Origin of the sequence: Companilactobacillus pabuli, assembly GCF_014058425.1 — a bacterium.
Lineage (GTDB): Bacteria > Bacillota > Bacilli > Lactobacillales > Lactobacillaceae > Companilactobacillus > Companilactobacillus pabuli.
Window position 1 is genome coordinate 1,987,968 of sequence record NZ_CP049366.1, and the last position, 20,856, is coordinate 2,008,823.

The 20,856-nt window shown below is 35.8% G+C and carries 18 protein-coding genes; 13 read left to right on the plus strand and 5 right to left on the minus strand.

Annotated elements, in window-relative coordinates; genetic code table 11:
* The first annotated feature begins 76 nt into the window (after positions 1 to 76).
* The 9 genes from G6534_RS09695 to G6534_RS09735 all read left to right on the plus strand — a co-directional run bounded on the left by G6534_RS09695 (position 77) and on the right by G6534_RS09735 (position 12,246).
* The gene (locus G6534_RS09695; RefSeq protein ID WP_182082677.1) at positions 77 to 994 is read left to right on the plus strand and encodes a DMT family transporter; all 918 of its coding nucleotides are present in this window, start codon (positions 77 to 79) and stop codon (positions 992 to 994) included.
* 383 nt (positions 995 to 1,377) lie between these two features.
* The gene (locus G6534_RS09700) at positions 1,378 to 2,370 is read left to right on the plus strand and encodes a ketopantoate reductase family protein (protein ID WP_182082678.1); all 993 of its coding nucleotides are present in this window, start codon (positions 1,378 to 1,380) and stop codon (positions 2,368 to 2,370) included.
* A 114-nt stretch (positions 2,371 to 2,484) separates the two neighbouring features.
* Positions 2,485 to 3,492 carry a D-2-hydroxyacid dehydrogenase gene (locus tag G6534_RS09705; RefSeq protein ID WP_182082679.1) on the plus strand — a complete coding sequence of 336 codons (1,008 nt, stop codon included), beginning with the start codon at positions 2,485 to 2,487 and terminating at the stop codon, positions 3,490 to 3,492.
* Between the two features lie 105 nt (positions 3,493 to 3,597).
* Entirely contained in the window at positions 3,598 to 4,605 is a 1,008-nt protein-coding gene (locus G6534_RS09710) for a D-2-hydroxyacid dehydrogenase (protein ID WP_182082680.1), read from the plus strand.
* A 201-nt stretch (positions 4,606 to 4,806) separates the two neighbouring features.
* Positions 4,807 to 7,305 carry a hypothetical protein gene (locus G6534_RS09715; protein ID WP_182082681.1) on the plus strand — a complete coding sequence of 833 codons (2,499 nt, stop codon included), beginning with the start codon at positions 4,807 to 4,809 and terminating at the stop codon, positions 7,303 to 7,305.
* A gap of 508 nt (positions 7,306 to 7,813) precedes the next feature.
* On the plus strand, positions 7,814 to 8,941 hold the full coding sequence (locus G6534_RS09720) for a 5-methyltetrahydropteroyltriglutamate--homocysteine S-methyltransferase (protein WP_182082682.1): 1,128 nt from the start codon (positions 7,814 to 7,816) through the stop codon (positions 8,939 to 8,941).
* A gap of 227 nt (positions 8,942 to 9,168) precedes the next feature.
* Positions 9,169 to 9,552 carry a YxeA family protein gene (locus G6534_RS09725; RefSeq protein ID WP_182082683.1) on the plus strand — a complete coding sequence of 128 codons (384 nt, stop codon included), beginning with the start codon at positions 9,169 to 9,171 and terminating at the stop codon, positions 9,550 to 9,552.
* Between the two features lie 100 nt (positions 9,553 to 9,652).
* Positions 9,653 to 10,993, plus strand: a complete 1,341-nt coding sequence (locus G6534_RS09730) for a DHA2 family efflux MFS transporter permease subunit (RefSeq protein ID WP_182083294.1) — start codon at positions 9,653 to 9,655, stop codon at positions 10,991 to 10,993.
* 116 nt (positions 10,994 to 11,109) lie between these two features.
* On the plus strand, positions 11,110 to 12,246 hold the full coding sequence (locus tag G6534_RS09735; RefSeq protein ID WP_182082684.1) for a GGDEF domain-containing protein: 1,137 nt from the start codon (positions 11,110 to 11,112) through the stop codon (positions 12,244 to 12,246).
* A 44-nt stretch (positions 12,247 to 12,290) separates the two neighbouring features.
* On the opposite strand, the gene G6534_RS12315 is transcribed toward G6534_RS09735, so the two are convergent.
* The 4 genes from G6534_RS12315 to G6534_RS09750 all read right to left on the minus strand — a co-directional run bounded on the left by G6534_RS12315 (position 12,291) and on the right by G6534_RS09750 (position 16,217).
* Complete coding sequence (locus G6534_RS12315) at positions 12,291 to 12,425, minus strand: hypothetical protein (protein WP_255311455.1); 135 nt, start codon at positions 12,423 to 12,425, stop codon at positions 12,291 to 12,293.
* Positions 12,426 to 12,609: 184 nt separating this feature from the next.
* Positions 12,610 to 14,073 carry an MFS transporter gene (locus G6534_RS09740; RefSeq protein ID WP_182082685.1) on the minus strand — a complete coding sequence of 488 codons (1,464 nt, stop codon included), beginning with the start codon at positions 14,071 to 14,073 and terminating at the stop codon, positions 12,610 to 12,612.
* Positions 14,074 to 14,556: 483 nt separating this feature from the next.
* Entirely contained in the window at positions 14,557 to 15,486 is a 930-nt protein-coding gene (locus G6534_RS09745) for a DUF7916 family protein (protein ID WP_182082686.1), read from the minus strand.
* Between the two features lie 86 nt (positions 15,487 to 15,572).
* The gene (locus G6534_RS09750; protein ID WP_182082687.1) at positions 15,573 to 16,217 is read right to left on the minus strand and encodes an SDR family oxidoreductase; all 645 of its coding nucleotides are present in this window, start codon (positions 16,215 to 16,217) and stop codon (positions 15,573 to 15,575) included.
* Positions 16,218 to 16,432: 215 nt separating this feature from the next.
* Between G6534_RS09750 and G6534_RS09755 the strand changes: the two genes are divergently transcribed.
* The 4 genes from G6534_RS09755 (at position 16,433) to G6534_RS09770 (ending at position 20,193) form a co-directional block, all read left to right on the plus strand.
* Positions 16,433 to 16,855, plus strand: coding sequence for a MarR family winged helix-turn-helix transcriptional regulator (locus G6534_RS09755; protein ID WP_182082688.1), 423 nt, complete (start codon positions 16,433 to 16,435; stop codon positions 16,853 to 16,855).
* A gap of 12 nt (positions 16,856 to 16,867) precedes the next feature.
* Positions 16,868 to 17,809, plus strand: a complete 942-nt coding sequence (locus G6534_RS09760; RefSeq protein ID WP_059074449.1) for a nucleoside hydrolase — start codon at positions 16,868 to 16,870, stop codon at positions 17,807 to 17,809.
* 234 nt (positions 17,810 to 18,043) lie between these two features.
* Positions 18,044 to 18,955, plus strand: coding sequence for a PLP-dependent cysteine synthase family protein (locus G6534_RS09765; RefSeq protein WP_182082689.1), 912 nt, complete (start codon positions 18,044 to 18,046; stop codon positions 18,953 to 18,955).
* 86 nt (positions 18,956 to 19,041) lie between these two features.
* Positions 19,042 to 20,193 carry an MFS transporter gene (locus G6534_RS09770; protein ID WP_182082690.1) on the plus strand — a complete coding sequence of 384 codons (1,152 nt, stop codon included), beginning with the start codon at positions 19,042 to 19,044 and terminating at the stop codon, positions 20,191 to 20,193.
* Positions 20,194 to 20,229: 36 nt separating this feature from the next.
* Here G6534_RS09770 and G6534_RS09775 read toward each other — a convergent pair whose 3' ends face one another.
* Positions 20,230 to 20,715, minus strand: coding sequence for a hypothetical protein (locus tag G6534_RS09775; protein WP_059074452.1), 486 nt, complete (start codon positions 20,713 to 20,715; stop codon positions 20,230 to 20,232).
* Between the last annotated feature and the right edge of the window lie 141 nt (positions 20,716 to 20,856).

Here is a 20,856-nt window from a genome sequence, read left to right on the forward strand (position 1 = left end):
TAAAAAAAACAATAGTCAAAATCGTTTATTCACAGGTATAATATTGCTATTAGCTTTTTTTAGGAGGAATTTTTTCATGGACGAAGGGAAAAAACTGGCCAAGAAAACTCTTAACCGAGGATTTTGGTTAGCATTTTGTGCGTCTGCTCTTTGGGGTGTATCCGGAACTGTCTTGCAAGTCGTTGCTAAGAATTTGAACATCCCAGCTATGTGGTTCATCGCAACTAGAACTACCGTAGCCGGAATTATTTTATTAGCCGTTGGCTTAATTGTTTTACCAAGCAAAGAGTTCTTTGCTGTTTTTAAGAATTGGAAAGATCTTTTGACGTTAGTTTCATTTGCCGTTTTCGGTTTGTTAGCTAATATGTTCACCTTCTTCCATGCCATTAAAACCGGTAATTCTTCTACTGCAACCATTTTGCAGTATCTATCACCACTATTCATTATGATTGGTTTGATTCTTTTCACGAAAAAGAAGACTTCTCGTGTTGATGTCATCTCCTTTGTTTTGGCATTGATCGGTGTAGTCTTAATGATTACTCGTGGTGATCTTGGTCACTTATCAATTCCAATGGTTTCAGTACTTTGGGGAATTGGGAGTGGTATTACAGCCGCTCTATACGTTGTTATTCCACAATCCCTTATCGCTAAATATCACGGAATTCTGATTACCGGTTGGGGTATGTTGATTGCAGGAATTATCTCTAATTTCTTCAGTCCTATCTGGGTCAATCCACCTAAGATGAGTACTGCTAGTATTCTAGGAATTGGGACAGTTATCTTGTTAGGAACCGTCTCCGCATTCTTGTTGATGGTCTTGAGTACTAAATACACAACGGCCGCAATCATTAGTATCACTGATGCTGTACAACCATTCACAACTCTAGTTTTGAGTGTGATTTTCCTACACTATGCTGTAAACCTACCCGAAATTATTGGTGCAGTTATTGTTGTATTAGCAATCTACGTCTTGAATCGTTATGATACAGAATAATATTTAAATAAAAAAGGGCCGCCAAGTCGAAATAGATCAACTTGGCGGCCCTTTTTGTGTCCCTTAGTTTTTCACCAGAGGCAACGCTTGACCCAAGTTGATCTGCAAAATAATCACGACGACAATAATCAAAATAGTATACATAGCGAAGGCCTCTTTTCAAATTAGAATAAAATTAAATTGTATTTAGAATAATATTTGTTCAATCAATTGTCAATTGCTTAAATAATATTTTTTATTTTAATAATTTTTGTTGATAAAACACACTATATAATGCATTCAAAAAATGCACCGTAAATTAATTAAAAATGATTAATTTTAGTTTGACATTCTCTAATATTCGTCTAATAATACAGTCACAAAAAATTTTGGAGGCGGTATTTATGAAATATGCAGTATTAGGTGCAGGTGCTATGGGTTTGCGTTATGGAGTTCTTCTACAGGAAGCTGGATTCGATGTCGATTTTGTCGAAATTTGGCAACCGCAAATTGACAAGATTCGTGAGCAAAACGGTGTTTTCGTTTCACGTGATCACAAGAATAAGCACTTGGTGCCCGTCAATATTTACTCCCCCGAAGAATACACTGGTGACCCTGATGTTTGGGTCGTTTTCACTAAACAAATGCAATTGGCTGATGCTTTGAAACGAACGGCACATGCCTTTAAACCATCTCAATATGTGGTTTCACCAATGAACGGTATGGGACACATTGACAAGTTGAATCAATATTTCGACAAACAAAACGTCATTGGTGCCACAGCTTTGATTGGTACAGTCTTGAATGGCCCTGGTGATGTTGATTTCATCGGTGCTAAAGGTGCTGGTAGTATGAACATGGCAAATGAAACCGAAAAACCGGACAAAATGACTAAGAAAATTCAAGATGAGTTCACACAAGCTAATCTTAATCCTAACTTAACGACCAATTTCATGGGAACTTTGATGGCAAAAGTTATTTTCAATTCAGTTGTCAATACACTTTGTACGATGTTTGAAATTCAAATGGGTGAATTCATTCAATCACCAGTAGCAGAGAAGCTCAGTCGTCAGTTGATTGACGAAGCTTTCGACGTTTGCGAGCGTGCGGGAATTACCCTGCTCAATACTCGCGAAGAAGAATGGGAGTCCGTTCAATTCGTAAGTAGCGTCAGCAATCCTTTGCACTACCCTTCAATGTATCAAGATATGTCCAAAGGTCGTAACACTGAAGTTGACTACATCAACGGCTACATTTATGACTTAGGCTTGAAATATCACTACGAAGCTAAAACTCATGACTTCTTGCGTAATTTAGTTCATCTAGCCGAATTCTCAAGAGATTTTGACGTTGAAGCACTCGAAAAGAAGGTTCAAAACCTAGAATTATCTAAATAATTTAAAATTTCCCCTTTCATTTGTCAGAATTTGCGTTAAACTTAATAACAATTAAATTATTAGAATTTTACTAATTTAATATATATTTTCTAATTATATGAAAGAGGGATCGCTATGAAAATTTTTCTATACGGAGTTCGACCAGACGAGGCAGTTTACCTAAAGGAATGGGAAAACGCTAATCCAGATGTTGAAATCGACTATACCAACAAAATTGTTACTGAAGAGACAGTTGATTTGGCAAAGGGTTATAACGGCGTTGTAATGTTGCAAACACAACCCTATACTCGCTTGGCCTTGCAAAAGTTACACGACTTTGGCATTAGTAAAATCTCAGTTCGTAACGTTGGTTTGGACGGCTTTGATTTCAAGGACCTCCGTGATTTCGGATTTTCATTGACGAGTGTTCCCGTTTACTCACCTAACGCCATCGCTGAACACACAACTAGTTTGATGCTACGTTTGTTAAGACGTGTGCCTGAATTCGACGAGAAGTTCAATAATGCTGACTTCCGCTGGTTCCCTACAATCGGGGAGGAAATCAATGGTAAAACTGTTGGTATTGTAGGAACTGGTCACATCGGTTCAGTCGTTGCCAGATTGATGCTCGCCTTCGGTGCTAAAGTAGTTGCATATGATATTAAACCTGATCCATACCTAGAAAATTTAGGAATCTACGTTGATTCTTTGGATAAGGTTTTGGAAAAAGCTGACATTATAACGCTACATACACCTTTGGCAAAACGTGATGTTCACATGATCGACAAGGCAGCTTTTGCTAAAATGAAGGATGGTGTTATCTTTATCAATGCTGCTCGTGGCGGCTTGGTTGATACTGATGCCTTGATTGAAGCCTTAGACAGTGGCAAAGTTGGCGGTGCCGGTTTGGATGTTTTGGAAAGTGAAAATGATGTCTTCCAAAAGAAATTCGACAAGATTGAAGACGTCAAAGATCCTCAATTCCAAGCTCTACTTAACCGCAAAAATGTTATCATAACTCCACATACAGCCTTCTACACAACTACAGCTGTTCATAATATGGTCTTTGATTCTTTGAATGACAATCTTAAAATGCTAAATAATCAAACTCCGAAATTCCCCGTCGATATTTCAGAGGACTAAAAATACCAATAACCAGTCAAAGTGTTTAACACATTTTGACTGGTTATTTTTTGAACCAAATTATAAATTCTGCTTTAATTAGTGTATAGCTTAAAGGAGGATTTTTTGATGAAAATATTTGCTTATGGAATTCGTGAAGATGAAGAACCATCTTTGAAAAAATGGGAACAAGCAAACCCAGATGTCGAAGTGGGCTTCACTAACAACATGCTGACTGCTGACTCAGCTCGTATGGCTGAAGGTGCTGACGGTGTAGTTACTCTTCAAACCGCTGATTATACAAGAGAGGCACTTGAAGTACTTCACAATTTAGGCATCAAATATATTTCTATCCGTAACGTTGGATTTGATAACTTCAATTTCCAAGATCTTAACGATTTTGGTTTTACTTTGACAAACGTACCAGTTTACTCACCTAATGCCATTGCTGAACACGCAGTGCTATTAATGGGAAGATTGCTCCGTCGTACTCCTGAATTTGCTCAAAAAATTGAAGACGGCAACTTTACTTGGGCACCTACAATTGGTAAAGAATACCGTGAACAAACAGTTGGTGTCATCGGTACTGGTCACATCGGTCGCGTTGTTATGCAAATTCTAAAGGGATTTGGTTGCAAGATTGTCGCTTATGATGTTTACCACAATCCTGAAATTGAAAAACAAGGTTTATACGTTGATACATTGGAAGAATTGTACAAGCAAGCTGACATTATCACTTTGCACGTACCATTATTCGACAGCAACAAATATATGATCAACGATAAGGCTATCGAACAAATGAAAGATGGTGTCTACATTATCAACTGCGCCCGTGGAGAGTTGGTTGATACTGATGCCTTAATTAAAGGTTTAGACAGTGGTAAAGTTGCCGGAGCCGGGCTAGACGTTATCGATAATGAGAATTCCGTTTTTGGTAAGAAATGGTCTAGCATCGACAACATCCCTAACGAAAAAATTAGAAATTTAGCTAAACGTTTGAATGTTATCGTTACTCCACACAGTGCCTTCTATACAGAAACAGCCATTCACAATATGATCACAACCTCATTTGATTCTAACAAATCATTAATTGAAGGTTTGAAGCCTGACAACATCGTTGATACTAATAAATAGATTCGCAAGCACATCCTAAAGGGTGTGTTTTTTTATACAACAAATTTAATTCTATAAATAATACATTTAATCACTATTTTATTTATATTTAAATTACATAAATAATACTCATTAATAGTTTAAATGTGTACAAATGGACTATACTCATATCGTATATACATCGCCTTTTTGAGAATTCTTTTAAAGGAAGTGTTGTTTGTAATGAGAAAATACGTTTTATTTTTCATTTTAACTATTCTTATAGGTCTCATTTATGTTTCAAACGATTATTCTACTAGCTCGGCGGATACTAACAGTGCTATCGCTTCTGCACCTGAAGGAATTGATATCGATAAATACTTCTATCCTGTTACTCAACCATCTCCTTATGGAGAACATAATCCTTTCAAGACTAATTCTGCTTCAATAAAAAATAATTACATCCTAGATTTAGCCGATGGTTATTCTACTTATGGTGCATTATGGGGGCGCGATGATATTAAAAATTATATTGATTTGCGCTATCCTCAAACAATTTCAGCCTGGTTATATTTCGGATCTGACCAAGGATCAGATGTTTTTAACGGACAAGGGATGGCCCTAGTTTTACAAAATGATAGTCGAAAACAAGCTGCATTAGGTGCAGGAGGACAAGCTTTAGGTGTTGACGGATACGACCGGTCTACGAAAACACAAGCCAATGGTTCTGGCTTAATTGACTACTATACTACAAAATTTGACGATCCCACTACAATTGCTAAAAGCGCTATTCAAAATAGTTTAGCGATTGAATTTGATACGCAAAAAAACGATGTGACTAATTCACAAGGAGATGCTCCAACAGCCTTTCAAACCTATTCGACTGGTAGTATTTGGAGATATCCATTCATAGTCTATCAACATGCAGATTACTCATTAAATGCGTTTGATACCGTAGATACTAGTATTGCTGCACCGAGTGATTTCCCAGACAACACCTTATTAGGGGCTTATTCCGGACAATTCGGTCACATTTCTTTTACTTTTCCATCCAATCCCAACTCCTATCATTTAACAAATTTAGTCACTGGAACATCCAATAGTGATACTTATAGTCCTTTTACAAAAACTTACTCATTATTTCATACGGAAAACACCACGGCTTCCTTAATTGACGGTACTGATTCACATAATCAAAACGTTGATTGGCATCATATGACTTTTACTTGGACTCCTCCAAAAGCTGGCAGCACAATCGGTAAAGCCACTTATTATTTTAATGACAAAGATAAAGATGGTACGTTGAATCCAGTAAATACCGGTGGTCAATTCAACAAAAGTATTTCACACTCAGTAGACGTTAATACTGATATTTTTCACTTGGCTAGTGGCCAACATACCGTATTATGGGGTTTTACCGGTGCGAATAGTGACAAACCAAGTCCAAAAGAAACTAGAATTGTAGCTAGCAAATTAGTCGATTTTGAATCCATTCCATCTCTAGTAGAAGCCCACGCCACCAGTTCAATCTTTGATCAAAATCTAAACAAAACTATCACTGAGGATTCGACCGATAAAACAGTCTTAGGTGGTGACAAAGTAGCCCTTAACTATCAATTGAATTATGACAAAGGAAATGCCGACTGGAACAACATCAAAGCACATTTTAATTTACCGGAGCACTTCAAACTAACTCCCGATGCTCAAGACAACATTGGAACCATCACTTACGCTAATGGCATGATTGAAGGCATCCCTGCAAGCTCTTTAGCAACTGATAAAACGTATATTTCGTACACCTTGCGTTCTCCCCTCAATACAAATGACAGCACTGCTAAAATCACGCTCAATGGAACTGTTAATAATACAACGGGGAAAGATTTAGATATTATTAAACAACCAGCAAAGTTCGTCGGTGATACCAATATCAGTTCTACTGAAACACCTAGTTTTATTATCAAATATAATCCTACTTGGTCGATGTCTTTGAAACCACTGACAGATAAAAATTTATTATTCAAACAAGAGAATGCCACACTCGATATCAATCCTGAATTAACTTACAGCGACAAACACGATTTCTATGATTCAGATAAAATCAAGTACACATTCAAAGTAGGCAGTCATATTTTTACGAAAGAGTTACCATCCAATTCTAATTCTGATACTTCAGAAAATACGATTGACCTACGTGAATTAATCGATAATGATGCTTCAAAAGTTGATTTCTGGTCGCTCTTTCCTAGTCAGACTGACGTTCCCGTTACGGTTTTTGTCACTGATAAAGACAATATCTCCACATCTCCGCAGACCTTCACCGTACATGTCTTACAAAATAAAATCTTGCAAATTAGAACTTCAAAAAACATTGAATTTTCCGACACTAATATTTTCGATACTAATAAAATTCTGCATCGTAAAACTAACTTTATTCTAGAAATAACTAGTTTTCGTGAGCCTTGGTCTTTAAGTGTCTCCACCACTCCTCTAAAAAATGGCGAAGAATTTTTTAATGGTTCACCAGTTTTTATTGATCAACAAAATTCTATTCATCCACTAACCGATGCTCCAACTTTCGTAACTGATGACCAAACTAGTCACGATCCAATAAAAGTTGATGATATTTCTCAAAAATGGAATAACAATTCAGGAATTTTACTAAAACAAAGTGGAAATTCTAAAATGGGAAAATACACTGGTACCTTGACTTGGACGGCCAGTGACATAGTTAAGAACTCCTAAATTATCGTTATAACGATAAGCTTTTTTTAAAACATATTTGACAAACTAAAAATCAAGGTGTAGATTAATCACCAATCAATTAATTAAAACTTGTTTAATTTTATTAGACGTTGAAGAGAAGAGTAAGTTGTCGAGTAGTTTGAAGAGTGACCGCTAGATGGTGAAAAGGCGGAACGAAAGTTTAACTGAAGATGAGCTTGGAGTCTTACCTAGGTGCAAGCCAAAGGTACGCAAGGATGCGATATCATCCCGGACATGTTAGTGTCGTTGAGGTATTTTGTGTAAGCAAAGTATAAATTAGGGTGGTATCACGGGAAATCGTCCCTACAATTCAGATTTAGGTCTGTTTTGTAGGGGCGATTTTTTTTACTGTCTCTTTGTGGCTATGCCACTTAGAGACAGTTATGGGGAAGCCTTAGCTTCCGTATTCCTTGTATTTTTAAACTCCTAACTCTTTTCACTACCACCAACTAAAAATTAAATAAGCAATTTCAGGAGGAAAATAAATATGACAGTAAAAACAGCAAATAAAATCGGATTCCAACATGTAGGAAGTTTTCTTAGACCGGAAGAATTAAAACAAGCACGTAAGGATTTCAACAACAAAAAAATCTCTCAAGCAGAACTTACATCCGTTGAAGATAAGGCAATAAAGGACTTAGTCGACAAAGAAGTCAAAGTTGGCTTAGATTACGCTACTGATGGTGAATTCCGCCGTTCTTATTGGCATCTTGACTTCTTCTGGGGCTTTGAAGGTATCGATCACATTCATTACGGCGAAGGTTATCATTTTGCTCATGAAGAAACTCGTGACGACACAGCTATCCTTTCTGGAAAAATCAAATTTAATAAAGATACTCACCCATTCATCAAACATTTCGATTATTTGAAATCATTGACTGACAACTTGGATATCGAACCTAAACAAACTATCCCCGCTCCATCACAACTTTATATCGAACTCATTCGTGGAACTAACGACGATAAGATCAAAGAATTTTATCCTAACATCGAAGACCTTTATTCAGATATCGAACAAGCTTATCACGAGGCTATCTTGGCCTTTTACGATGAAGGTGCTCGAGTAATCCAATTAGACGACTGTTCATGGGGCTTGTTCTTAGATGACAAATTTCTTTCAACTCCAGACGGACAAGCTTATGCTAACTCCGGTATTCAAGATATCTTGTTGAACCTTAACAACAAAGCTATCGAAAACTTGCCTGAAGATTTAACTATCAACACACACGTCTGTCGTGGTAACTATCATTCAGATTTTGCTTTCTCCGGTGGTTATGGTCCCGTCGCTGACACACTCTTTGCTAAAGAAAATGTCGACACTTACTTCCTCGAATACGACTCAAAACGTGCTGGTGGCTTTGAACCTCTAGCTAAAGTTTCTGGCGACAAGAAAGTTGTTCTCGGACTTTTGACTACTAAATCTGGTGAACTAGAAAATCGTCAAGACATTATCGATCGTATCAAAGAAGCTAGTCAATATTTGCCACTAGACCGCCTCTGGTTATCAACTCAATGTGGCTTCGCATCTACTGAAGAAGGCAACGTTTTGACCGAAGATCAAGAATGGGCTAAATTAAAACTCGTCAAATCAATTCAAGATGAAATCTGGGGTTAATAATTATTGATAACGCTTTCATAAGCAACTATAATATAGGTAGAAAGAATAGTTACTGGAGGTGTTTGACTATGATGGAATTAATTGCCAAATTATTCAACAAGATTGTAGACTACACCCTTAACTTCGATTGGTGGTAAGCTTACAGATCTGTAAGAATAATGTAAGTGAATCAAATGTCCTAAAAAACAAAAAACTCTTAAGATACTTTTCAGGAGGTAATTCAAATGAGAAGTTTTTTAAGAGTTTTTTTGTTGGGTATTTTTCTATTAGTAATTGGATATTTAGGGGCCTGTGTGGGTCTCAAAGATAATACGAGTGCAGCTGGTCAAGCATTCAACCAATTTAATATTTTGGTTAAAGAAGAACCACGTTACGTCAAAATCGATAATGCCAAAGCAGTTGACGAAGATGGTTATGGTAATTACAATTACACTTTACCTAGTTATGATCAAAAGGGTCAAGAACATCCCATTAAGTTCACTGGTATGGGTAAATTAAAACAAGGTCACTATTTGAAATTAACCACTAAGGGTACTTATGTCATCACGTATCAAGAAGCCTTTGAACAAAATATTCCACATAATGTTTACGAAAAATTAAATAAATAGCGTTTGACCAGCCCAATCTAAATAACTAGAATAAATAAGTTACTACTTTTAGATTAGGAGCACTAAATTGTCAAAACAAATTAAGAAATCACTATTTATCATGGTCTTCGGGACCTTCTTCGGTGTTTTGTGCTCTACTTTGATGAACACAGCTCTACCTACTTTTATGCGCGTCTTTAATGTCAACTCTTCTACTGTACAGTGGTTGACGAATGGCTACACGTTGGTCAACGCAATTATGATTCCAACGAGTGCCTATTTTATTAAGAAATTCTCTTTCCGGCATCTATTTATTGCCTTTAGTTCAATATTCTTAGTCGGAACAATCCTTGGGGCAATTGCTAACACCTTTATGCTAGTTATCATCGGTCGTATGATTCAAGCTATCGGAACTGGAATGATGATGCCTTTAGTTAACGTCCTAGCGATGCAATACACTACTAGAGACAAACAAGGAGCCGTTATGGGGATTATTGGCTTAGCCTTTAATTTCTCTCCTATTATCGGTCCAACCTTGTCAGGTGTGATTTTACAGTACTTCCCTTGGCAATACTTATTCATTTTGATTTTGCCATTTATCATTGCGGTCGTACTGTTATCAATTTTTCAACTACCACAAGTTGAAACGAGTGAAAATCCCAAATTCGACGTTCCAAGTTTGATTACGATCAGTTTAGGATTACTCTTCCTTTTAACTGGCTTTTCAAACATTGGTCAATCTCAATTTCTATCTTTCAACGTTTTAGGATTCACAGCCATCGGTTTAATACTAATTGTTATTTTCTCAATTATGGAAAATAAAGCTGATAGTCCCATTATTAATTTTGAAATTTTTAAACATTCACAATTCTCAGTCGCTACAACCATCAATATGTTAATTGTTTTGACTATGTACGGAAATACGATTTTACTACCATTGATGATTCAGAATATTTTACACAAGAGTCCGTTAATTTCTGGTTTGGCCTTATTACCAGGTGCCGTTTTAACTGGTTTCATGTCACCCGTCAGTGGCCGTCTATTCGATAAATATCCCATTAGACGTATCGTTGTTACTGGTGTTTTAATTGACTGTTTTGGTACCTTTATGCAGGCTGTAATCGATGTTAATGCATCAGTTTTAATGTTAACGTTAGGGCAAATGATTCGTCAGTTAGGTTTAGTCTTGATCTTGATTCCTATTCAAACTCAAGCCTTGAGTGCCTTACCTAAGAAATATTTGTCCGATGGTGTAGCAACTTTCAATACACTCAGACAAATTGCCGCTTCCTTTGGAACAGCGATTATCATTGCCGTTATCACAATGGCCGACAAAATCATTACTGGCAGTACAGTCAATCAATCCGTTGGTATACAAGCAGGATTCCTAGCTTGTTTGGGATTCTTGATTGTAGCCTTTATTTTGACATTTAAATTACATCGTTCTGAAACTTTGGACTAAGAAATATCCTATAAAGAGTTCGCCTCTTTATAGGATATTTTGTTTGGTTTGACTGTTAATTTTCTATGTAAATACAATTATAATTGTTATATATCATAAAGAGGAGGAATTAATATTTGTTAACTAGTTCATTTCTAGACGTGTCTTCGTTATTACCGAGTCTATTTTATATCCTAGGAGCCTTTTTAGTTTTCCAAGTATTATTCTCCGGTATCAAAGTTCTTCTCAATAAGATGGCGGTTCATTATGATTCCTATTCTTTAAGAGCTGCTTTGGGAGTCATTTACATCATGTCGCTTCTGTTTTATATGGAAATAACGGCTACAAACGTACAGCATTCTTGGATCTATATTAATTTTGAATTAATTTCAGTTATTTTCTATACAGTGATTCTCAGTGCCAACAAACACTATTATTACTATTTCTTCCCTTTGATATTGTTAGCATTCATGGTTTTAAATTCAGCGCTAACGAGTTGGGAATCTTGGTGTCTATCATTTGATCTGATCGTCTTTTATCAAGCTTTGAACTATATTAAAAATCACACCAAAAACAAGTTTCCATTCTTCAAATATTTAATCGCTAGTGTCATCTTTGGATCTCTTTATTGGTTTTTTGCCAAAATTAAATTTAACATCAGTAATCCTATGTTTATTCATCAACTAACTTCATTATTCGTTATGGAATTATTTACGATTGGATACATTGCTGTCTTGTTCTCTGACCTAGAATCAAGAGCCTCTTTATTCAGAGATGCTACCCATGATCGGCTCACACATGCCTTTAATTACGATGCTTTTGACATTGATCTTCGAGCCATCTTCAAAGAGGACAATCAACCTAATACCAAATTTACCATGATGATGTTTGATATCGATCACTTCAAGAATATCAATGATACTTATGGTCATTTAGCTGGTGATGCGGTTTTAAAAGAAGTCGTTCAAATCGTTCAAAAAGTACTCAAACAAAGTGATCCTAAAATTAAGTTATACCGAACTGGCGGTGAAGAATTTAACGTCATTTTTCCTAACTACAAGGTTGAAGAAACGACTGATATTGTTAACAAGATCTTCTCAGCTATCAATTCAACAACAATACACCTCAAAGAAAACGACATTAACATCACTGCTTCATTTGGAGTTTCAGAAATTAGTCCTCACGATGTTTCAATAACTGATTTTTATTCACGTGTCGATAAAGCTTTATATCATTCAAAACAAAATGGCCGTAATAAAATTACAACCGTATAAAAAAAGAGCTAACGGATTTTCCGTCAGCTCTTATTTATTACTAATTATTTTGATTCTTTTGTTTCACGGCTCTTCAAGAAGTCAAGAACAGCTTGTGTGTTAGCGCGTTTTTCTGCACCATTTTTTTGGTTTACAGGACGGCGGTGGCCAGTCATACCTTTATGTGTATTTTGTGACATCTAAAAAACCCTCCTTCCCGTTATTACATTTAACTTATTTTATTAACCCTATTATTATAAGAGAATCGGTTATATTTTTCAACCTCAAATTTACATTCATGGCATAAAAAAAACTAATCAATTACCATCTTGATCAGTTCTTTTTTGTATCAATTGTTTTTTACTGAAAAACTTTGCGACTAGTCTATTCAGTTACAGTATTTTCGCCTTTTTCAGGAGAAGTTTCTGCTTGTTTGGAACTTACTGTTTCTTTAGCCTTATTGTGCACACGGAATGCCAATAAGAATCCAAAAACAGCTAATATTAATGTAAACACAAATCCGTAGTGAGCGCCATTAGTAAATGCTAATTTTGCAGAATGTCCACCATTTGCAAAGTAAGTACTTTGACCAGTGCTCAAAAGAATTGTGGCGATACCTGTAGCAACCGCACCAATAACTTGTTGGAAAGTATTGATAATAGCTGAACCATCAGCTGATTGATAGGCATCTAGTGAATTTAAACCATAAGTTTGTGATGGTGACATAGCTAGTGGAACACCAATCATCAAAACAATGTGGGCTGCAATGATGTAACCAATAGAACTGTTTTGATTACTGAATAAGAACATTGCTGAACCAATGATTGAAATCAAGAAGCCAAGACGTGACATCATCTTAGCACCAATTTTATCGTAAGCACGACCAGCACCAAATGAAACAACCGCGTTAATGACTCCACCTGGCAACATAATAATACCTGTCAAAGCAACGGCGACACCTAAACCATTTTGAAGATACATTGGCAATAGGTACATTGCTGAAAGTGTGATACCAAAGTTGATCATTACTAGAACAGAACCAGTAACGAATTCAGGTTTCTTTAGAACTGTAAAGTCCAAAGTTGGAACATTTGCATGAAGTTGTTGTCTGATATAAACGACTAAGAAAATCAAACCAATTACTAGAGCAATCAAGGCGACTGCCATGTTTGAACTTAAGAAGCTAATACCAAAGACGATCAAACCAAAACTAATTGTTGAAAGAATAATTGCTAGCCAATCAACTTTTGGTTTTGTAACTTCAAAGACGTTTGTTAGATTCTTTTCCATGATGGCCCATCCAATCAACAAGAAGATGATGAATGACCAGAAAATGAATCTCCATGACAAAGCGCCTAAAATAATACCAGAAATTGTAGGTCCGATGGCTGGCGCAAACATAATAACTAATGCTGCCATACCAAGAGCTCCACCCAATTTATTAGGTGGAAATATTCTCATAGCAATTGAGAACATTAATGGCAAAATGATACCAGTAGCGATACCTTGAATCATTCTACCGACTAAAAGCATTGGGAAACTAACGGCAATAGCTGAAACAACTGAACCAATGATGAAATCCCAAAGTCCAAATCTAACTAATCCCCTAGTTGAGAAGTGTTTAGTCAATAAACTTGAAAGTGGCAAGACAATCGCAATTACTAGCATATAACCAGTAACTAACCATTGTGCAGTACCTGTTTCAATATTAAAAGCTTTCATAATAGATGGAAGAGCGATGTTTAGTGATGTTTCACTGAACATACCAACGAATCCACCGATCAGAACACCCATCAATGCGAGTAACGGATGAAGAGGTTTTGTATTAATTCTTTGAGTTTTACTCATATTTACCTCCGTTTTGTTACAACAGTAGGTTAATATACCAGAAAAAAATTGATTTGGTAAGTTTTTTCTGAAATTTTTTTAGCTTTTTCAACTTGATTTAATTAATTTTCTCAATACTAATTGCCTGACTAACTTAATATTTTATATAAATTTGTTTGAGTATTTCTAAATATATTTAATTAAAATTTCAAAAATTTGTCTTCCACTTTATTAGGCAAAATAATATACAAAATGTCATATATTGCCGTCTCTACAGGATATATAAAAGGTAGCGTTTACATTTAATTTATATACCAAATTGATTATGGAAAGACTACTTTTATATTTAAACAGCTCAATTCTTCTTGATCATTAATAGTTTTTATTTAAGATTTGAGTCATCATTAGCAAAAATAAGTTTTCATTGTAAGCGAAAATATTTTTCCAAATGAGTATTCTGATTCTATTTGTAAAATAACGTTATAACGATTAATAAATGTTGAATTATCGATTGATTGAACGTGACATTCTCACAATTGCGTGACGTTCACCACGTATTGCTTTACTTAGAGCAAAGATGTTTTCAATTGGTGATTGAATACCCCAAGCTGCATCACCTATATGCTGAATATCCACGCCACAAATCTTATTCCTGATAGCAATATCTTGAATAAAGCTGCTGCCTGAACCCTCCTGACTTGTACCGATCGTACTCATCACTAAAGCTCCTGATTGATGAACTAATTTTACGATTTTCTTCAATTCAGTTTCATCAAAACCAGGAACAGTCCCTACTGCTGGAACCAAAATTACATCTGCACCTGCTTCGAGAAATTGCTCAACGGCTTTTTCACTAACTACCGCTTCATCAACTCCAGCACCATGCATCTTCCCAGCAATTACTAACCCTGAGAAAACCTTTTTAGCAGTAACAATATTTTTAGCAATTTGCTCATTCGTAACCCCAGTACCCGGATTTCCTGTCAAAACAACGAAATTAAAGCCTAATTTTTCAGCCTCTTGTAGTGTTCTTTCGCTAGCCATTCGTCCTTCTGGAATTTCTAAACGGTCTTCCAACATATCAGCATTAGGATCAACTGGTTCAAGGTTTACACCAATTGGCCGACCAACTAGTTTTCGCAGTTTTTTAATCGTTTTACCATCGTTATGAACTTTGGCTGTGGCAAGTGTTCCTTCTCCTTCATAAAGTCCCAAAATTAAAGGATTGAAAACATCAAAAACATTCAACAAAATCATATCTGCTCCAAAAGCTGCGGCCATTTCTGAAGTCGTAATACCATCCAAGGGTTCATGGACAACAACATTTTCGCTCAAAACAACTCGACCTTCGCTAGCTTTGATACTTTGTTTTAGTTCTTTTCCATTCATCTTTAACATTTCACTAGAATTAGCACTAATTAATCTTTTAACCATTTATTTTCTCCTTCTTGCAACCGATTTCAAATTAAACTTTAGCACAAAAAAAGAAGCTTCGCTTTATAACGACGCTTCTAAATTAATTAATACCAAGCTGGTTTGTCACCATCAGTATTAGGTTTATTAACACCAATTGATTCACGGCTATATTTGTCAGGATCTTGGGCAATATCAACTACGATTTGAGCAATTGATCTTCTTGAAACTTCAGTACCTTTGAATGAATCACCCTTTTGAGTAACTTCGTAATCAACTTCTGGTTTGTCGGTTAACCAAGCTGGACGAATAATCGTGTAATCCAAATCTGAATCTTCGATAACTTTGGCAGCTGCAGCATAGTTAGTGATGTAATCGCCTAAAACTTTCTTATTCCATTCACCAAATTTTCCGGGTACTTCATCATAAATACCTAATGTTGAAATCCAAACTAGGCGTGTCTTCTTTTCTGCATGCATTGCTTCAACAACAGCACGTGCTTGAGTTTCGATATTATCGCCAGCTAAATTAGCATATACCATATCAACGTCTTTCATAGCATCAGCTAGATTATTTGTATCGGTGGCATCACCTTCGACAGCTTCAGCTAAAGTATGAGAATCTGCAAAATCTCTCAAACGTTCAGCGTGTCTGAGATACAACTTTAAGTCTGTATCTGTTGTATCAACAAAAATATGTTCTGCTAAGCGGGCAATCTTTCCGTTAGCACCTAAAATTAAAACTTTAGCCATTAATTTTTCCCCCTATGTTAGTTTCTATAATTCAATATAGGAGAGTTTTTCAATTAATACAAAGAATGTTTCTCGTAATCCAAACAATTTTTATAAAATATAAAATAAAATGACAATAAGTAAATTTTTGTGAACTAATCTACAAGCTGGCTCTCAGAAACTATTACATGATGTTATAATTATTCCGTAACACAAAGCTCTAAGGAGGATGTTTTATGACGGGTGATGTGGCTCATTTACTTAAGGTTGCATCGAATGAAATTTCTCGAGAGATTAATTCCTTTGCTCACAAATATGGTCTAACTGGAACTCAAGTACAAATAATTCACTATTTGTCTAACAATCATCAAGAACATATTTATCAAAAGAATATCGAACAAGAATTTAACATTCGACGCTCCACGGCGACTAATATTTTGAAAACAATGGAAAAAAACGACTTAATATTGCGCCGCACTGTTCAAAATGACTCACGCTTAAAACGAATTGTTTTGTCCGATAAATCTAAAGCTATGCAAGATTCTATCGAGAATTTTATGGATCAAAATGACCAAATGATTCTTTCAACTTTAGGTACTTTGGAAAGACACAGTTTCGTGCACGCCTTGAAAAAAATCCCCCAAAAATTAAAAAAGTGAGGTAAGGATTTAATGACAAAAGTAATTATGGATTGTGATCCTGGTATTGACGATGCGATTGCTCTAACAGTTTTACTTGCACATCCCGAAAAGGCTGATTTGATTGGTGTAACTACCGTTGGTGGTAACGTTCAACTAGACTACGTTACTCAAAACGCTCAAAAGTTATTGACATTTTTAGGTTCTCACGCTGAACTAGCAGCTGGTCAAGCTACTCCACTAGTTAAAGAAATCCAAACAGCTAGCCACGTTCACGGTAAGACTGGTATGGATGGATACGACTTCCCAGAAAACAGTCTTGACTATCCTATTAAGAGTCATAACGCCGTTACATACATGTATGACAAGATCATCAACAGTGATGAAAAAATCAATCTTGTTGCTACAGCCCCATTGACTAATGTAGCATTGCTTTTGAAGACTTTCCCAGATGTTAAAGAAAACATTGAACACATTTACATCATGGGTGGTTCAACTCTTCAAGGTAATATCACTTTAGCTGCTGAATTCAATGCTTACGTAGATCCTGAAGCTATGGATATCGTCTTCAATTCTGGTTTGCCAATTACTCTATCTGGCTTAAACCTAACTGAAAACAAAGCCTATGTGACAATGGATGAAATTTCAAAGATCAAAGACCTTGGACATGTCGGCGTTATGGCCAGTTCAATTCTTGATATTTATGCCGGTCACGAAAGCTCAATCGGTATGACTAAAATTCCAATCCACGATGCTTGTGCCGTTATTAGTTTGATTGCCCCAGAACTATTTACAAAGAGCACTAACTATTCAATGGATGTTTCATTAACTAACGACCAATATCGTGGTATGACTTACCCAGACCGTCGTGTTGACTCAGAAAAGAAGAACAGTATCAAAGTTCTTGAAGACGTTGACCGCGAAGCCTTCGTTAAGTTTATCTTTGATTCAATCGCTAGTTACGACAAAAAATAATTTGACAATTAAATTTTTTTAATCTATTCTCTAATCATAATTTTAACGGAGGACTAAACATGATTAACGTAAATCAATTCAATTTGAATAGTTGTTGTTGTGGATTGCATCTTTTGCAACCCACTGATTTGCGTGTCTACTTTTAGATCCTAAAGTAAAACTAAAAATCAGAGTGCAAAGGGTGCAGATTTAATCGTCTGCACCCTTTTTGTATACTCTTTTGGAGATGGAAAAATGTTAGTGAACAATATTTATCAAACAATCGGCAATACACCCTTATTAAAATTGGATATAACAGCACCTAATGACGTCAATATCTATGCCAAATTAGAAATGTTCAATCCTGGCGGCTCAGTCAAAGACAGACTAGGCGTTAATTTAATTGAAGATGGCCTTAAAAAGGGTAAAATCACCAAAAATACTACAATTATTGAACCAACTGCTGGTAATACAGGTATTGGTGTAGCACTAGCAGCTCAAAAATATCATCTCCCAGTTAAGTTGGTCGTCCCTGAAAAATTCAGTCAAGAAAAACAAATCCTAATGAAGGCTTTAGGCGCTCAAATTATTCATACACCTAGCTCACAAGGAATTACTGGTGCTATCAAAAAAGCTCAAGAATTAGCTTCGGAAATAGAAAATTCCTATGTACCCCTACAATTCAGAAATCCTGCTAATCCCGAAGCTTATTACAAAACACTTGGTCCCGAAATTATTGCCGATTTAAAAGGTATTAACGTGACTGCCTTAGTTGCCGGTTCCGGTAGTGGTGGTACTTTTGTCGGCGTCACGCAGGCACTACAAGAAAAATATCCCGACATGCAAGCTATTACTGTTGAACCAGAGGGCTCAATTTTAAATGGTGGTGTCGAACATGATCATCGAATCGAAGGTATTGGCGTAGAATTCGTTCCACCATTTTTTAATTCCATAAATATTGACTCCGTTGAGACTATCAGTGACGACATCGCATTCTATTACGTTAAATGGTTAGCTAAAAATCAGGGCGTCTTTGCCGGTAGTTCTAGTGGTGCAGCATTAGCTGCTGCTTTACGAGTTGCGGAAAGCTTACCTGACAACTCCAATATCGTGACAATTTTTCCAGATTCTAGCGAGAGATACTTGAGTAAAGGTATCTATGATTAATTTCTGAAAATTAAAACAAGTTTTACAAAAAGTGATTCATGGTTGTATAGTTTATAGGTTATATATTTTGAAAGCGATGGATTTTTATGAAAACAAAACTATACACCCCGAATGTCACGCTAGTCTTAATTGCTAGTTTCTTCTATATGATGTCCTCGATGCTTATTACACCAATTATTGCTGAATTCACACAGAACATTGGTGCTACTAGTGCTATTGCTGGTTTAATTGCCGGTATTATGAACATCACTTCACTATTGTTACGACCAATTGCTGGTAATCTAACTGATCGAATTTCCAAATACAAATTAACTATGATTGGTGCTTCTTTTTTACTACTAGCTAATCTTGGCTATGGTTTAACTACTAATTTGGTCATTATTACTGCTTTGAGAATCATCAACGGACTAGGTTACACACTTTGTTCCGTTTGTATGTCGACTTGGATTGCCGATTTACTACCAACTAACCGTGTTGGTGCTGGTATGGGAATTTACGGTTTAGCCAATGCTTTAGGAATGGCCTGCGGTCCTGCTATTAGTATTTCCCTATACAAACACGTCAGTCATCAATCATCATTTTGGTTAGCTGCTTTCTGTAGTCTATTACTGATAATAATTATTCAATTTGTCAGCAATCGTGGTTTACCAACAAAATCCGCTAAGCCTACAACCAAAAAACATCTCCAAATCGTTCAACCTAAAGTAGTGCCAATTGCAATAATCTTGTTGCTGTTTTCATTACCATATTTTGCCACTCAAACTTACTTAGTTAGTTATATTGCTCAAAGACATTTCTCTGTCTCAGCAGGAATATTCTTCCCAATTTATGCAGTTATTTTGTTAGTTTTACGATTATCAATGCGCGACCTCTTTGATAGAGTTCCTTTCAAAACCTTTATCAAAATCAGTTTAATTGGAAACTTAGTTGGACTGTTTGGTTTAACACATTTAACCAATTGGTTCTTCCTTATTATCAGTACCCTAGGTTTAGCTGTCGGCTATGGTTTAATGTTCTCAATTTGCCAAGCTAAAGCTTTGATGGTAGTTTCACCTCACGAACATGGAATTGCTAACAGTACCTTCTATATCGGTGTCGACTTAGGAATGTCATTAGGTCCAATTACTGGTGGTTTGATCAGTGATTTCTTGCCAATTTCGTGGTTCTACCCAATGATGATGATTACCTTGCCTTTGATTGTTTTAGTTTATTGGTCAAACAAAAAATTGTTGGCATAAAAAAATGAGTTTGGATAAAAATTCCAAACTCATTTTTTATTTTCTTTTAAAAGCTTCAGGATACAATTTTATAATTATAAGAGTTCTTACTGTGAAATAAACAAAGAAGTATGCAACCATGTGCCATATAGGTATATTAACCTTAAACAAAATACTTAATACCAATGTAAATAGTATTTTTCCAATAAAGAAAGCTGACCATAACAAGATATACTCTTTTTCATGCCAAATATAATAATTATCATTAATCATCTTAACTTGCTTTTTATTTCCTAACGTAATACCTTTAGCTACGGCTATGATAAGCACAACAATTAGATCTACGTTACTCCAAAATGAACCTAATCCACTGTAAGTTTTAGTTAATGCCCAAAATAATATAATTACCATCAAGATGAAATGGATTGGTTTAATTTTTTTTTTACGAAGACCGCCAAACATGACGAATCCTAAATAACAAATATAAATAACAGCTCCCACAATTAATTGATAGAATGGGAGTGATAAGCTAGTAAAATTCATATATTTTCTCCTATTTTTGCAACAATGTTTCATAGACAATGTTTGAAAGTATATGATATATATATTCAATAAACAATCAACAATTAGTATGCCGTGTTGTTTTCAACAACATATTTCTAAATCTGATGCATAAAAGGGACA